The 13783-nt window shown below is 64.8% G+C and carries 12 protein-coding genes; 3 read left to right on the top strand and 9 right to left on the bottom strand.

All coding sequences use genetic code 11. The features are described from left to right. Window positions 1-7: 7 nt before the first annotated feature. The 9 genes from MTBLM5_RS17535 to MTBLM5_RS17495 form a co-directional block, all read right to left on the bottom strand. A complete protein-coding gene (locus MTBLM5_RS17535; protein ID WP_173977336.1) occupies window positions 8-1231 on the bottom strand; it encodes a phenylacetate--CoA ligase family protein in 1224 nt (407 codons plus the stop codon). After that, complete coding sequence (locus MTBLM5_RS17530; protein ID WP_173977335.1) at window positions 1231-2055, bottom strand: ABC transporter ATP-binding protein; 825 nt, start codon at window positions 2053-2055, stop codon at window positions 1231-1233. The genes MTBLM5_RS17535 and MTBLM5_RS17530 overlap by 1 nt, the downstream gene beginning before the upstream one ends. A 68-nt stretch (window positions 2056-2123) precedes the next feature. Next, the gene (locus MTBLM5_RS17525) at window positions 2124-3353 is read right to left on the bottom strand and encodes an ABC transporter substrate-binding protein (protein ID WP_173977334.1); all 1230 of its coding nucleotides are present in this window, start codon (window positions 3351-3353) and stop codon (window positions 2124-2126) included. Between the two features lie 65 nt (window positions 3354-3418). After that, a complete protein-coding gene (locus tag MTBLM5_RS17520) occupies window positions 3419-4492 on the bottom strand; it encodes a branched-chain amino acid ABC transporter permease (RefSeq protein ID WP_173977333.1) in 1074 nt (357 codons plus the stop codon). Between the two features lie 4 nt (window positions 4493-4496). Continuing rightward, entirely contained in the window at window positions 4497-5390 is an 894-nt protein-coding gene (locus MTBLM5_RS17515) for a branched-chain amino acid ABC transporter permease (RefSeq protein WP_068500370.1), read from the bottom strand. 11 nt (window positions 5391-5401) lie between these two features. After that, on the bottom strand, window positions 5402-7333 hold the full coding sequence (locus MTBLM5_RS17510; RefSeq protein WP_173977332.1) for a long-chain fatty acid--CoA ligase: 1932 nt from the start codon (window positions 7331-7333) through the stop codon (window positions 5402-5404). 9 nt (window positions 7334-7342) lie between these two features. Beyond that, window positions 7343-8137 carry an ABC transporter ATP-binding protein gene (locus MTBLM5_RS17505; protein WP_173977331.1) on the bottom strand — a complete coding sequence of 265 codons (795 nt, stop codon included), beginning with the start codon at window positions 8135-8137 and terminating at the stop codon, window positions 7343-7345. Further along, window positions 8137-9027: a 3-hydroxyisobutyrate dehydrogenase gene (gene mmsB, locus MTBLM5_RS17500; RefSeq protein WP_173977330.1), complete on the bottom strand. Its 891-nt coding sequence runs from the start codon at window positions 9025-9027 to the stop codon at window positions 8137-8139. The genes MTBLM5_RS17505 and mmsB overlap by 1 nt, the downstream gene beginning before the upstream one ends. A gap of 20 nt (window positions 9028-9047) precedes the next feature. After that, on the bottom strand, window positions 9048-10187 hold the full coding sequence (locus tag MTBLM5_RS17495; RefSeq protein WP_173977329.1) for an isobutyryl-CoA dehydrogenase: 1140 nt from the start codon (window positions 10185-10187) through the stop codon (window positions 9048-9050). 265 nt (window positions 10188-10452) lie between these two features. Between MTBLM5_RS17495 and MTBLM5_RS17490 the strand changes: the two genes are divergently transcribed. From MTBLM5_RS17490 to MTBLM5_RS17480, 3 genes are all read left to right on the top strand, one after another. Beyond that, the gene (locus tag MTBLM5_RS17490) at window positions 10453-11112 is read left to right on the top strand and encodes a GntR family transcriptional regulator (RefSeq protein ID WP_068500353.1); all 660 of its coding nucleotides are present in this window, start codon (window positions 10453-10455) and stop codon (window positions 11110-11112) included. A gap of 104 nt (window positions 11113-11216) precedes the next feature. Continuing rightward, on the top strand, window positions 11217-12755 hold the full coding sequence (locus tag MTBLM5_RS17485; RefSeq protein ID WP_173977328.1) for a malonyl-CoA synthase: 1539 nt from the start codon (window positions 11217-11219) through the stop codon (window positions 12753-12755). Further along, on the top strand, window positions 12752-13774 hold the full coding sequence (locus tag MTBLM5_RS17480; RefSeq protein ID WP_173977327.1) for an enoyl-CoA hydratase/isomerase family protein: 1023 nt from the start codon (window positions 12752-12754) through the stop codon (window positions 13772-13774). Before MTBLM5_RS17485 ends, MTBLM5_RS17480 begins: the two co-directional genes overlap by 4 nt. Window positions 13775-13783: the final 9 nt, after the last annotated feature.

The raw sequence follows: 13783 nt of genomic DNA, 5'->3' as shown, positions 1-13783 counted from the left end.
TTCCTTCTTACGCTCGCTTGTCTTCGATGACCTTGCCGTCATTGGGCAGGGCGCCGGGCGGATGGAACTGCACCCGGCCCTTCAATTTGCACACCGACTGGATGGTGTCGGCGATGGCCTGGCCGTCGCCCGCGCCGTCGGCTTCGACATGCAGGGTCATGACGTCGGCATCGGCTTCCTTTTCCACCACCAGGCGGGCGCGGATGATGCCGGGATGGCGCCCCACCACGTCGGCGACCTGGCGGGGATGGACGAACATGCCCTTGATCTTGGTGGTCTGGTCGGCCCGGCCCATCCAGCCCTTCAGGCGGATGTTGGTGCGCCCGCACGGGCTTTGGCCGGCCAGCACCGCCGACAGATCGCCGGTGGCGAAGCGGATGACCGGATAATCGGGATTGAAGCTGGTGACCAGCACCTCGCCGACCTCGCCGTCGGGGACGGGGTCGCCGGTGCCGGGGCGCACGATCTCGACGATGACGCCCTCATCGACCACCAATCCCGCCATCGCCTTGGTCTCATAGGCGATCAGGCCCAGATCGGCGGTGGCATAGGCCTGCAACACATCGACGCCCAGATCCTTCAAGGCGCCGCGAAGCGGCGGCAGCAGCGCCTCGCCCGAGACGCAGGCCTTGGTCAGGCTGGAATGGTCCCAGCCCATTTCCTCGGCCTTTTCCAGGATGGTCTTCAGGAAGGACGGCGTGCCGGAATAGCCGGCCGGCTTCAGGTCGGCGACGGCGCGGGCCTGCAGCTCGGTATTGCCGATTCCGGCCGGGAAGACCGGGCAGCCCAGCGCATGCGCCGCCGTCTCGAACATCACGCCGCCGGGGGTGAAATGGTAGGAAAAGCAATTGTGCAACAGATCGCCCTGGCGAAACCCCGCGGCATAGAGGGCGCGCGCGATGCGCCACCAATCCTTGCCCTTGCCCTCGGGGTCGTAGATCGGCCCGGGCGAGGCGAACACCCGGTACAGATCGCTGGGCAGGGTCGCGGTCAGGCCGCCGAAGGGCGGCTGGGCGGTCTGGTGGTCGGTCAGGTCCGACTTGCGGGTCACCGGCAGCTTGGCCAGTTGGGCGGGCCCGGTCACCCCATCGGGGTCGATGTCGGCCAGCAGGCGGGCGAAGAAGGGGGCGCGGGCCTTGGCGTGGGCGATCTGGGCCGGCAGGCGGCCGAACAAATCGGCTGCGCGCTGGTCGGCCGAGCGGGTTTCCAGCTGGTCGTAGAAATCGCCCATCACAGCCACCGCTTCCGACGCTTGTAGGATTTCAGGTTCTTGAAGGATTTCCGTTCCTTGTCGCCGCCCAGATAGAATTCCTTGACGTCCTCGTTGCTGATCAGCTCGTCCTTGGTGCCGTCCAGCACGATCTTGCCCGATTCCATGATGTAGCCGTAATCGGCCACCTTCAGGGCCATGCGGGCATTCTGCTCGACCAGCAAGATGGTGATGCCCAGATCCTTGTTCAGCTGTTCGATGATGCCGAACACCTCTTTGACCAGCAGCGGCGACAGGCCCATGGACGGCTCGTCCAGCAAGATCATCTTGGGGCGCGCCATCAGGGCGCGGCCGATGGCCAGCATCTGCTGCTCGCCGCCCGACAGATAGCCGGCCAGGCCGGTGCGTTCCTTCAGGCGGGGGAAATAGGAATAGACCAGATCGATGTCGTCCCGGATGGCCGCCGCCCCGTCCTTGCGGGTGAAGGCGCCCAGGCGCAAATTCTCGGCCACCGTCATGTCCTCGACGATGCGCCGGCCTTCCATCACCTGGAAGATGCCGCGCCGCACGATCTCTTCGGGGGCGCGGTTGGCGATGTTCTCGCCCATGAAGCTGACGGCGCCGCGGGTGACTTCGCCGTCCTCGGTGGCCAGCAGGCCGGAAATCGCCTTCAAGGTGGTCGACTTGCCGGCGCCGTTCGGCCCCAGCAGGGTGACGATCTTGCCCTTGGGCACATCCAGGCTGACGCCGCGAAGCACCAGGATCACGTCGTCATAGACGACCTCGATGTTGTTGACCGTCAGCAGCAATTCTTCCGGCGCCAGTTTCAAAGCGGCTTCACCCATGGTGCGACCATCCTGATCAAGAAAGGAGGGGCGGCCTTCGACCGAAGGCCGCCCGGTGACAAACCCGATTACCAGCCCAGCCACTCGGTGCGGCGCGGGATATTGGCGGTGAAGATCTTCTTCATGCCGATATCGGTGCCCTTGACCGAGGCCTGGTAGACCATGACCGAGGTGGTGCCGCGATGGTCGTCTTCCTTCCAGGTCGACGGCAGGCAGACACCGTCCAGACCGGCCGGCACCCAATCCTTCTTGGTGTACATGGCCTTCTTGATGTTGGGGCCGGTGATTCCGCCGGGCATGGTGGCGGCCGCATCCATCGCTTCCTTCATGTAGAAGGCCGAGCAGACGGCGCGGATGTAATGGCCCGGGCGAGCCTCGGTGCCCGACGGGTCGCTCATCTTCGAGATTTCGCGCACCAGGTTCATGCCGGCATTGTTGTCGGCCCAGGTGGCGGCGCCGACCACCCACACCATGCCGTCGGCGGCCTCGCCGGCAGCCTTCAGCGAGGCTTCGTCCATGCCCCAGACGTTACCCATGTACTGGGTCTTGACGCCGACGGTCTCGCAGCTCTTCAGCAGGGCGATGGTCGAGCCCGAGGTGTTGGCCAGGTAGGCGTAATTGGCGCCCGATTCCTTCAAGGACAGGCACTGGGCCTTGAAGTCGCCCGGCTTCAGCGAGTACTGGATCGGATTCAGGATTTCCAGGCCCTTTTCCTTGGCATAGGCGCCGCAGGCATCCTTCGGCGCGTTCGGATAGGGGTGGTTGTCGCCCATATGGACGAACTTGGCCTTGGCCGTGCCGCCCTTCTTCTTCCAATCGTCGGCGGCCCATTCCACCAGGGCGCGGCAGCCGTCGGAATAGCTGGGGCCGTAGAAGAAGTTGTAGGGCGACGCCTTGGCCGAGGTCTTGCCCTGCGGGTCGGTCAGATGGCCGGAATAAGAGGCCGAGAAATAGGGAATGGTGTCCTTGGCCACGAACGAGACCAGCGCCTCGGTGTCGCCGGTGCCCCAGCCCTGGATCGCCACGACCTTCTGGTCCAAGAGCTTCTTGTAGTGCGCCATGGCGCGCGGCACTTCATAGGCGTAGTCGGTGGTCTCGAAGGCCAGGGTGCGGCCGCCGACGCCGCCCTTGGAATTCAGGTACTTCATCGCGTCGGCGATGCCCTGGGCATAGGGCTTGCCCACCGAACCGGTGGCGCCGGTCAAATCGGCGATATGGCCGACCGGAATCGGATCGGCGGCATGGGCCATGGTGGACGCCAGCAGGATGGCGGCGCTGGCCAGCAAGGACTTCTTCATGGTGTCTCCTCCCAGTGTTGAACTTTTCATATGGGGCGACGGGCCGTTGGCGGCCCTTGTTGTTGTCAGTACGAGAACGGGTAAAGCTTCCAATAGGACTTGATCAGCTTCCAGCGATGGACCAAGCCATCGGGCTCGAAGATCAGGAACAAGATGATCGCCAGGCCGATCGAGGCCTGCTTGGCATAGGCCAGGCCCGAGGTTACCCAGGCGACGTCGCCGGCGACGCCGCGAAGCGCGCCGAAGCCGATTTCCAGCACTTCCGGCAGCAGCACCATGAAGGCGGTGCCCATCAAGGTGCCCATCACGCTGCCCATGCCGCCGATGATGATCATGCCAAGGAACTGGATCGACAGCAGGATGGTGAAGCCCTCGGCCGAGACGAAGCCCAGATAATGGCCGTAAAGGGCGCCGCCCAGGCCGGCATAGAAGGACGAGATGCCGAACGACAAGATGCGGTACTTGGTGAGGTTGATGCCCATCACCTCGGCCGACAGATAATGGTCGCGCACGGCGACGAAGGCGCGGCCGTCGCGCGACCGCAACAGGTTCGACGCCAGCAGCACCATGGTCACCAGCCAGAACAGCACCAGATAGAAATAGCTGCGGTCGCCGGTCAGGTCGAAGCCGAACAGGCTGGCGGTGCCGGCCATGGCACCGGCCGACCCGCCCGAGAACCAGTCGGCGCGGGCGAAGAAATCTTCCAGGATGAATTGCGAGGCGAAGGTGGCGATGGCCAGGTAAAGCCCCTTCAGGCGCCCGGCCGGAATGCCGAACAACAGCCCCAGCAGGGTGGTCATGATTGCGGCCAGCGGCATCGCCAGCAGCACCGGAATGCCGAACTTGTTGTGCAGCCAGGCGCTGGCGAAGGCGCCGAAGCCGAAGAAACCGGCATGGCCCAGGCTGATCTGGCCGGTGCTGCCGACCAGGATATTCAGCCCCAGCGCAGCGATCGACAGATAGCCGATCTGGATCAGAAGCGTCAGGTGATAATTGGACAGGCCCAGCTGCGGCAGCACCAGCAACAGCACCACGCCGGCCGCGCAGAAGGCGCGGGTGACGGGGGTGTCGAACAAAGTGGTGTCCTTGGCGTACGAGGTCTTGTACTGGCCGCAGGGGATAAGGCTGGTGGAAATCATCGGCCTAGACCCTTTCGATGTTCTTGGTGCCGAACAGGCCGTACGGCTTGATCATCAAGATGACGATCAGCACGTAGAACGGCGCGACGGAATAAAGGTTGCCCAGTTGCAGCCACTGGCCATCGACATATTCGGCCATGTTTTCCAAGACGCCGATGATCAGGCCGCCGACGATGGCGCCGATCACCGAATCAAGGCCGCCGACGATCACCGCCGGGAACACCTTGATGCCGAAGAAGGACAGCGCGCCCGACACGCCGTTGACGATGCCGACCACCACGCCGGCCAGGGCCGAGACCATGGCGGAAATGGCCCAGGCCATGGCGAACACCGCCTTGACCGAGATGCCAAGGCTTTGCGCCACCTGCTGGTTGAAGGCGGTGGCCCGCATGGCCAGGCCCATGCGCGAATATTTGAAGAACCAGGCGAAGCCGGCCATGATCAGCAGCGACACCACCAGGCTCATCAGATAGGCCGGCTGGACCTGCAGGCCGAACACGTCCACCGACTTGACCGGGAAGATTTCCGGGAAGGGCTGGACGTCGGCGCCGAAGATCCACTTGGTCACCGCCTGGAAGAAGATCGACAGCCCAATGGTGACCATGATCACCGAGATGATCGGCTCGCCGATCAGGGGGCGCAGCACCACCATCTGCAAGATCACCCCGAAGGCCATCATGAAGGCGAAGGTCAGCGGGAAGGCCAGCCAGAAGGGCAAGGCCGCCTCGACCACCATCCACCAGCAGGCCCAGGCGCCGATCAGCAGGAACTCGCCCTGGGCGAAATTGACCACCTGGGTCGATTTGTAGATCAGCACGAAGCACATGGCGACGACGCCGTACAGCGTGCCGACGATCAGCCCGTTGATGAGCAGTTGCACCAGAAGGTTGCTGGTCATGGGGGCGTCTCCTATTGGGCGGCTTGGGCGACGGTGGGATCGGGCAGCAAGGTGACCACCGCCAGCTCGGTCTTGACCCGGGTGGTGGTGCCGTCCTGGAAGGTGATGACGGCATCCACCGGCACCATCTCGCGGCCGCCATACATGGAATCGATGATGTCGCCGTACTTGTCGTTGATGACGCCGCGCCGCACCTTGCGGGTGCGGGTCAGCTCGCCGTCGTCGGCGTCGAGCTCCTTATAGAGCAGCAGGAATTTGCGGATGCGCTGCGGCTCGGGCAGGGTGGCGTTGACCTTCTCGACCTCGGCCCGCAGCAGCTCATAGACCTGCGGCTGCGCCGACAGGCTGGTATAGCTGGTAAACGCGATCCCCTTCTGCTCGGCCCATTTCGACACGATCGAGTAGCGGATGCACAACAGCGCGGCCAGATAGGGCTTGTCGGCGCCCAGCGTCACCGCCTCGGCGATGAAGGGCGAGAATTTCAGCTTGTTCTCGATGAATTGCGGCGAGAAGCGCACGCCGTTCGAGGTGGTGGCCAGATCCTTGATGCGGTCGATCACCACCAGATGGCCGTTCTCTTTCTTGACGAAGCCGGCATCGCCGGTCTTCAGCCAGCCGTCTTCCATGTCGGCCACCGAGGCCTCGGGATTCTTGTAATAGCCGGCGAACATGCCGTCGGTCTTGGCGACGATCTCGCCCACCCCGTTGGCGTCGGCATTGTCGATGCGGTATTCGGCGTCGTCGAACGGAATGCCGACCGAATCGAAATCGATGTCGCCTGCGCGATGGACGGTATAGGCGCCGGCCAGCTCGGTCTGTCCATAGATCTGCCTGAGCGGCACCCCCATGGCCAGGAAGAAGCGGAAGGTGTCCGGCCCCAGGGCGGCGCCGCCGGTGGCGGCCGACTTCAGATAGCTGAACCCGATGCGGTCCCTGAGCGCCTTGAACAGGATCAGGTCGGCCAGCCAGGACCGCTTGCCCTGATCCAGCGCCTGCATGCCCAGCTTCATGCCCCAATCGAACATGAAGCGCTTGAAACGGGTCGAATCCATCATGCGCGAGCGCACTTCCGCCGCGATGGCTTCCCAGGTGCGCGGCGCCAGCAGCACGAAATGCGGGCCGATTTCGCGCATGTCGGCCATCATCGTCTCGGGTTCCTCGACGAAATTGACGATGTTGCGGCAGATCAGCGGCTGACCGACGGCGTAGATCTGTTCCATGATCCACGGCATCGGCAGCATCGAGACGTAATTGTCGCCAGCCATCTTGGGGTCGGCGCGCAAATAGGCCTTGCAATGGCGCAGGAACGGGCCGGGCTCCAGCATCGCCAGCTTGGGGTTGGACGTCGTGCCCGAGGTGGTGACCAGGACGGCGACGTCGGTGCCCTTGCCTTCGGCGACCATGCGTTCGAAGCGGCCGGGTTCGCTGGCTTCCAGGGCGGCGCCGCGGGCGCGCAGGTCGGTGGCGGAAATCAGCTTGGGGTCGCTGTATTTCCTCATGCCGCGCGGATCGAAATAGACGATGTGCTTCAGCGACGGCACCTGGTCGGCGATTTCCAGCAGCTTGTCGACCTGCTCCTCGTCCTCGGCCAGCACCACGGCGGCCTGGGTGTAGGTCAGCAGATAGGCCACCTCGGCATTCATCGAATCCTGGTAGACGCCCATGGACAGCGCGCCGACCGAATGGGCGGCCAGCTCGCCCCACAGCCATTCCGGCCGGTTCTTGCCCAGCAGCGCCACGACGTCGCCCTTTTGGACGCCGATGGCGGCCAGGCCCAGGGCCAGGCTTTTCACCTTCTCCAGGCTGTCGGCCCAGGTGAACAGGTTCCAGATACCGAATTCCTTTTCGCGGATGGCGACGTCGGCGGGGAAGCGCCGGGCGTTTTCCACCAGCAGCTTGGGAAAGGTGTCGAAGGTGTCGACGTCGTTCCAGCTCTCGCTCATATCCAACCCCTAGGCCGCGTCTTCGTCGTCATCGACGCCCAGATAGGCGACCTTGACGCGTTCGTTGTTCATCACCTCGTCGGGCAGGCCGTCGGCGATCTTGCGGCCGAATTCCAGCACGATGACCCGGTTCGAGATGTCCATCACCACGCCCATGTCGTGTTCGATCATCACCACCGTCATGCCCCATTCCTCGTTGAGGTCGACGATGTAGCGGGCCATGTCCTCTTTTTCCTCGAGGTTCATGCCGGCCATCGGCTCGTCTAGCAGGATGATCTTGGGCTCGACCGCCATGGCGCGCGCCAGCTCGACCCGCTTGCGCAAGCCATAGGGCAGGGTGCCGGCATGCGCCTTGCGGATATGGGTGATTTCCAGGAAGTCGATGATGTCCTCGACCTTGCGCCGGTGGGCCAGTTCCTCTTTCTGGGCCGCCCCCCAGTACATCGCCCCGGTCAGGAAGTTGTTCTTCAACAGGTGATGGCGGCCGACCATGATGTTTTCCAGCACGGTCATGTGGCCGAACAGGGCCAGGTTCTGGAAGGTGCGGCCGATGCCAAGGGTGGCGCGGTGATTGGGGCTGAGGCCCGTGACGTCGCGGCCTTCCAGGAACACCCGGCCGGCGGTCGGCGTGTAGCGGCCCGAGATGCAGTTCAGCATCGAGGTCTTGCCGGCGCCGTTGGGGCCGATGATCGAGAACAATTCACCCTTGTTGACGTGGAAGCTGACCTCGGTCAGGGCGCGCACGCCGCCGAAACCCAAGCTGACATCGCGGACTTCCAGCACCGGCGAGGTGGCGGCGTTCATTACTTTTCGCCCTTCAGCATGCGGATGATCCCGGAAAAATCCACCCCGGCCGAGCCCAATCCGACGAACACCGAATAAAGCTGCGCCGCCGCCGATCCCAGCGGCACCGGAGCGCCGACCCTGGCGGCGGCCTCGACTGCCAGCTTCAGATCCTTCAGCATCATCTGGGCGGTGAAGCCGGCCTGATAGTCGCGGTTGGCCGGAGAGGTCGGCACCGGGCCGGGGACCGGGCAATAGGACGTCATCGACCAGCACTGACCCGAGGATTTCGAGGCGATATCGAACAGTCTCTGGGCGTCCAGGCCCAATTCCTCGGCCAGGGCGAACGCCTCGCAGGTGCCGATCATCGAAATGCCCAGCAGCATGTTGTTGCAGATCTTGGCGGCCTGGCCATTGCCCGGCCCACCGGCATGGACGATCGTCTTGCCCATCACCTCCAAGATCGGCTGGGCACGGGCAAAGGCCTGGTCGGAGCCGCCGACCATGAAGGTCAGGGTGCCGGCCGTGGCCCCGCCCACCCCGCCCGACACCGGTGCATCGACCATCAGGTGGCCGGCCTCGGCGGCCTGGCTTTCCATGTCCCGTGCGGTCGAGACGTCGATGGTCGAGCAATCGATGAACAGGCAGCCCCGCGGCGCCTTGGCGAACAACCCGTCCTCGCCGGTCATCACCGAGCGGACATGGTCGCCGGCGGGCAGCATGCTGATGATCACCTCTGCGTCCCGGGCGACGTCTGTGTGCAGGGCGCAGCCGGTGGCGCCATCGGCCTCGACCGCCCGCTGGGCCGTGGGCGACATGTCGTAGACCTGCACCGCATGGCCGGCCTTCAGCAGGTTGCGCGCCATCGGGGCGCCCATGTTGCCCAGGCCGATGAAACCGATCTTCGCCATAAGTCTTCTCCCCTTGCTGGTCAGGCCTTGGTCAAGGCCCGGCCGACGATGACGCGCATGATTTCGTTGGTGCCCTCAAGGATGCGGTGGACGCGCAGATCGCGCAGGAACCGCTCGATGGGATATTCCTTGATGTAGCCGTAGCCGCCGAACAGCTGCAGCGCCCGATCCACCACCGAAAAACCGGTGTCGGTGGCCAGGCGCTTGGCCATGGCGCATTGCTGGGTGGCGTCGGGCGAGCCGGCATCCAGCAGGCTGGCGGCGCGGTGCAGCAACAGCCGCGCCGCCTCCAGCTCGGTGGCCATGTCGGCCAGTTGGAACTGGGTGTTCTGGAAGCTGGCGATGGTCTGGCCGAACTGGCTGCGCTGGCCGGTATAATCGATGGCCAGTTCCAGGCAGCGCCGGGCGCCGCCCAGGGAACAGGCGCCGATATTCAGGCGCCCGCCATCCAGGCCCTTCATGGCGATCTTGAAGCCGTCGCCTTCGGCGCCGATCAGGTTGGCGGCCGGCACCTGGCAATCTTCGAAGATCAGGGCGGCGGTCGGCTGGGACTTCCAGCCCAGCTTCTTTTCTTGCTTGCCGAACGACAGGCCGGGCGTGCCCTTTTCCACCACCAGGCAGGAAATGCCCTTGGGGCCGGGGCCGCCGGTGCGGGCCATCACCACATAGATGTCGGACACGCCGCCACCCGAGATGAAGGCCTTCGACCCGTTCAGCACATAATGGTCGCCATTCTTCTCGGCCCGGGTGCGCAGGCTTGCCGCGTCGGACCCCGCGCCCGGCTCGGTCAGGCAATAGCTGGCGAAGGTGCGCATCGTGGTCAAATCGGGCAGCCAACGCGTGCGCTGGTCGTCCGAGCCGAAGCGGTCGATCATCCACGCCGCCATGTTGTGGATCGAGATATAGGCGGCGGTCGAGGGGCAGGCGGCGGCCAGTTCCTCGAAGATCAGCGCCGCGTCCAGCCGGCCCAGGGCCGAGCCGCCGACATCGTCGCCGACATAGATGCCGGCAAAACCCAACTCGGCGGCGGCGCGCAAGGTGTCGGCCGGGAAAATCTCGTGCTCGTCCCAATGGGCGGCATGGGGCGCCATCTCGCCTTCGGCGAAATCACGGGCCGCCTCGCGAAACGCTTCCTGATCCTCGGTCAGACCGAACTGCATGGTTCCTCGTCATGGTGCAATGCACAAAACGAACATACGTTTCTTTTTTGGGGAAGCGCCATCGGCCGTTTTCCGGACGTTTCAGCCATTTCCCCACCCCAGACTCTCGCGGCCCGGTTGTTTGGTCAGTCAGGGGTAGCATATCGCATTCGACCCGTCCAGCGTCTGTATACGAAATTCGGTATTTTTGTGTCCGAAGAATGGCTATAGTACCGGTCACGATGGCGTCATGAATCGGCGCGCCATGGCGGGGGGGGTGAAACAGGTGAGCAAGAAGCGACAGGCGGCGACACGGGCTGATGAAATCCGCCAGGCCATCGAGTCCGACATCTTCTCGGGCGAGCTGCGCCCCGGCACCAAATTGGACGAGGAAAGCCTGGCGGCGCGCTTCAATCTGTCGCGCACGCCGGTCCGCGAGGCCATCTTGCAGCTGGTCTATTCCGGCCTGGTGGTCAAGAAGCCGCGCCAGGGTGCGGTGGTGGCGCCGCTTGACCTGCACCGCATGGTCCAGATGTTCGAGGTGATGAGCGAAGTCGAGGGTTTGTGCGCCCGCTACGCCGCCCGGCGGATGTCCGGGTCCGAGCGCGAGGCCCTGCAGGGCCTGCACGACACCTCGCGCGAGATGTGCCAGGCCCGCCGCCTGGACGAGTATTACGCCGTCAACCATTCCTTCCACGAAGCCATCTATTCCGGCAGCCACAACGAGGTGCTGAACGAGATGGCCCACTCGCTGTTCGCCCGCCTGGCCCCCTATCGCCGCTATCAGCTGAACCACCCGGCCCGGGTCGATGAATCCTTCCGCGAACATGGCGAGGTGCTCGACGCCATCCTGGCCGCCGACCCCGACCGGGCCCATGCCGCCATGCGCAAGCATGTCACCATCCAGGCCGATATCTTCTCGGAATTCGTCTCGATCATGCGCTAGCTTGTATCCAAATAGACCGATTCTTGGATACAAAACGCTGGTGGTCCGGACATCGCTGTGTTATCGCTGACGCGACCTGCTTTCACGTCCAAGGATGACCTGCGATGGGGGCCAACCTCTACGAGCTGTTTCACAGCCGCTTCCCCGCCGACCGCACCCAGCCGTTCATCGAGGTCCCGGGCGGACCGACCTGGTCCTACGGCCAGCTCGAGGCACTGTCGGCGCGTTATGCCCATGCGCTGGTCGCCGCCGGCACCGAACCGGGCGACCGCGTCGCCGTCCAGGTCGACAAGTCTCCGGAAGCGATCGTCTTGTACCTGGCCTGCCTGCGGGCCGGCGCGGTGCTGTTGCCGCTCAATACCGCCTATCAGTCGGACGAACTGGCCTATTTCCTGAAGGACGCCGCCCCTCGCGTGGTGGTGTGCCAGCCGGCCCGCTTGCCCGAACTGCAAAGGCTGGTGGGCGAGGCCGGCATCGAGGCCACGGTGCTGACCCTGGGCGCCGACGGGGGCGGCAGCCTGACCGAGCGGGCCTCGGACCAGCCGGCCAGTTTCGCCACCTGCGCCCGCACCGGCTGCGACATCGCCGCCATCCTTTATTCGTCCGGCACCACCGGGCGGCCGAAGGGCGCGATGATGAGCCACACCAATCTGGGGGCCAACGCCACCACCTTGCATAAGATCTGGGGTTTCCAGCCGGGCGACGTGCTGCTGCACGCGCTGCCGATCTTTCATACCCACGGATTGTTCGTCGCCACCAATTGCGTGCTGCTGAACGGCACCAAGATGATCTTCTGCCCCAAGTTCGAGTCCGATCAGGTGCTGGACCTTTTGCCGAAGGCCACATTGTTCATGGGGGTGCCGACCTTCTATACCCGCCTGGTGGCCAGCCCGCGCCTGACGCCCGATCTGTGCCGGACCATGCGGCTGTTCATCTCGGGCTCGGCGCCGCTGCTGGTCGAGACCTTCAATGCCTTCAAGGAAAAGGCGGGCCACACCATCCTGGAACGCTATGGCATGACCGAGGGCGGCATGTTCACCTCGAACCCGCTGGTGGGCGAGCGTAAGCCCGGCACCGTCGGCCCGGCCCTGCCCGACATGGAGATCCGCGTCGCCGATGAAGGCGGCGGCGTGCTGCCCCAGGGCGAGGTCGGCATCATCGAGGTCAAGGGCCCCAACGTCTTCCAGGGCTATTGGAACATGCCCGAGAAGACCAAGGCGGAATTCACCCCCGACGGCTTCTTCAAGACCGGCGATGTCGGCTTCATCGATGAAGACGGTTATGTCTCGATCGTCGGGCGCGCCAAGGATCTGATCATCTCGGGCGGCTACAACGTCTATCCGAAGGAAGTCGAGGACGCCATCGACCGCATGGCCGGCGTGGTGGAATCGGCGGTGGTCGGCATGCCGCACCCCGATTTCGGCGAGGCGGGCCTGGCCATCATCGTCGGCGCCAAGGATTGCGCCCTGACGCCCGAGGCGGTGATCAAGGACCTGAAGGGGCGGCTGGCCAATTACAAGGTGCCCAAGCAGGTTCTGTTCGTGCCCGACCTGCCGCGCAACGCCATGGGCAAGGTGCAAAAGAACGTGCTTCGCGAGTCCTACAAGGAATCCTGGGCCGCCCAGCTGGAGAAAGCCTCGTGACCAGCGAAATCCACTTCGAACGCCTGGGTCGCCTGGGCCGCATCGTGCTGGACCGGCCCAAGGCGCTGAACGCCCTGACGCTTGATCAGGTCCATGCCATCCATCCCCAATTGGCCGAATGGGCCGCCGATTCCATGGTCGGGGCCATCATCATCGAAGGGGCCGGCGACAAGGCGTTCTGTGCCGGCGGCGACATCCGCGCCCTGCACGATGCCTGCAAGGCCGAGGATCATCCCTTCGTCGAGGCTTTCTATCGCGACGAATACCGCCTGAACCGCCGCATCAAGACCTGCCCCAAGCCGTATGTCGCCCTGATCGACGGCATCGTCATGGGCGGCGGCGTCGGGGTGTCGGTGCATGGCGCGGCCCGGGTGGCGACCGAACGGACCTTGTTCGCCATGCCGGAAACCGGCATCGGCTTCTTCCCCGATGTCGGCGGCTCGTACTTCCTGCCCCGCCTGCCCGGTGCCATCGGCATGTATCTGGGCCTGACCGGGGCGCGCCTGAAGGCGGCCGACACCTTTTGGGCCGGCATCGCCACCCATTACGTCCCCTCGGCCCGGCTGGAGGAATTGCGCGCGGCGCTGGCCGAAGGCGGCGAGGTGGCGGCGGTGCTGGCTGCCTTCCACCAGGACCCCGGCCCGGCGCCCCTGGCCGACAAGCAAGACATCATCGATTCCTGCTTCGCCGCCGACAGCCTGGAGGCCATCCTGGCCCGCCTGGACGCCCATCGTGATCCGTGGGCGGCCGAGACCCTGGCCTTGATCCGGTCGAAATCGCCGACCGCCCTGGCGGTGGCGTTCGAGCAGATCAAGCGCGGCGCTGCCCTGGATTTCGACGGCTGCATGAATATGGAATTCCGCCTGGCCCTGCATGTGGCCCTGGCCCCCGACTTCGCCGAGGGCATCCGCGCCCTGCTGGTCGATCGCGACAACAAGCCGGCCTGGGGACCGCCGCCGGCGGACCTGGCCGCGTGGTTCGACAATCCCGCCGCTTGCGGCGACCTGACCTTCGATTGACCGGGAGAA

Source organism: Magnetospirillum sp. LM-5 (assembly GCF_902729445.1).
Classification (GTDB): domain Bacteria; phylum Pseudomonadota; class Alphaproteobacteria; order Rhodospirillales; family Magnetospirillaceae; genus Magnetospirillum.
This window is presented reverse-complemented; position numbering and strand designations above follow the sequence as displayed.

Excerpts from the sequence above, each read along its gene's own strand:
- MTBLM5_RS17495 (WP_173977329.1), bottom strand. The coding sequence starts at position 10,187 with ATGCAGTTCGGTCTGACCGAGGATCAGGAAGCGTTTCGCGAGGCGGCC.
- MTBLM5_RS17485 (WP_173977328.1), top strand. The coding sequence starts at position 11,217 with ATGGGGGCCAACCTCTACGAGCTGTTTCACAGCCGCTTCCCCGCCGAC.
- MTBLM5_RS17535 (WP_173977336.1), bottom strand. The coding sequence starts at position 1,231 with ATGGGCGATTTCTACGACCAGCTGGAAACCCGCTCGGCCGACCAGCGC.
- MTBLM5_RS17505 (WP_173977331.1), bottom strand. The coding sequence starts at position 8,137 with ATGAACGCCGCCACCTCGCCGGTGCTGGAAGTCCGCGATGTCAGCTTG.
- MTBLM5_RS17510 (WP_173977332.1), bottom strand. The coding sequence starts at position 7,333 with ATGAGCGAGAGCTGGAACGACGTCGACACCTTCGACACCTTTCCCAAG.
- mmsB (WP_173977330.1), bottom strand. The coding sequence starts at position 9,027 with ATGGCGAAGATCGGTTTCATCGGCCTGGGCAACATGGGCGCCCCGATG.
- MTBLM5_RS17525 (WP_173977334.1), bottom strand. The coding sequence starts at position 3,353 with ATGAAGAAGTCCTTGCTGGCCAGCGCCGCCATCCTGCTGGCGTCCACC.
- MTBLM5_RS17520 (WP_173977333.1), bottom strand. The coding sequence starts at position 4,492 with ATGATTTCCACCAGCCTTATCCCCTGCGGCCAGTACAAGACCTCGTAC.
- MTBLM5_RS17515 (WP_068500370.1), bottom strand. The coding sequence starts at position 5,390 with ATGACCAGCAACCTTCTGGTGCAACTGCTCATCAACGGGCTGATCGTC.
- MTBLM5_RS17530 (WP_173977335.1), bottom strand. The coding sequence starts at position 2,055 with ATGGGTGAAGCCGCTTTGAAACTGGCGCCGGAAGAATTGCTGCTGACG.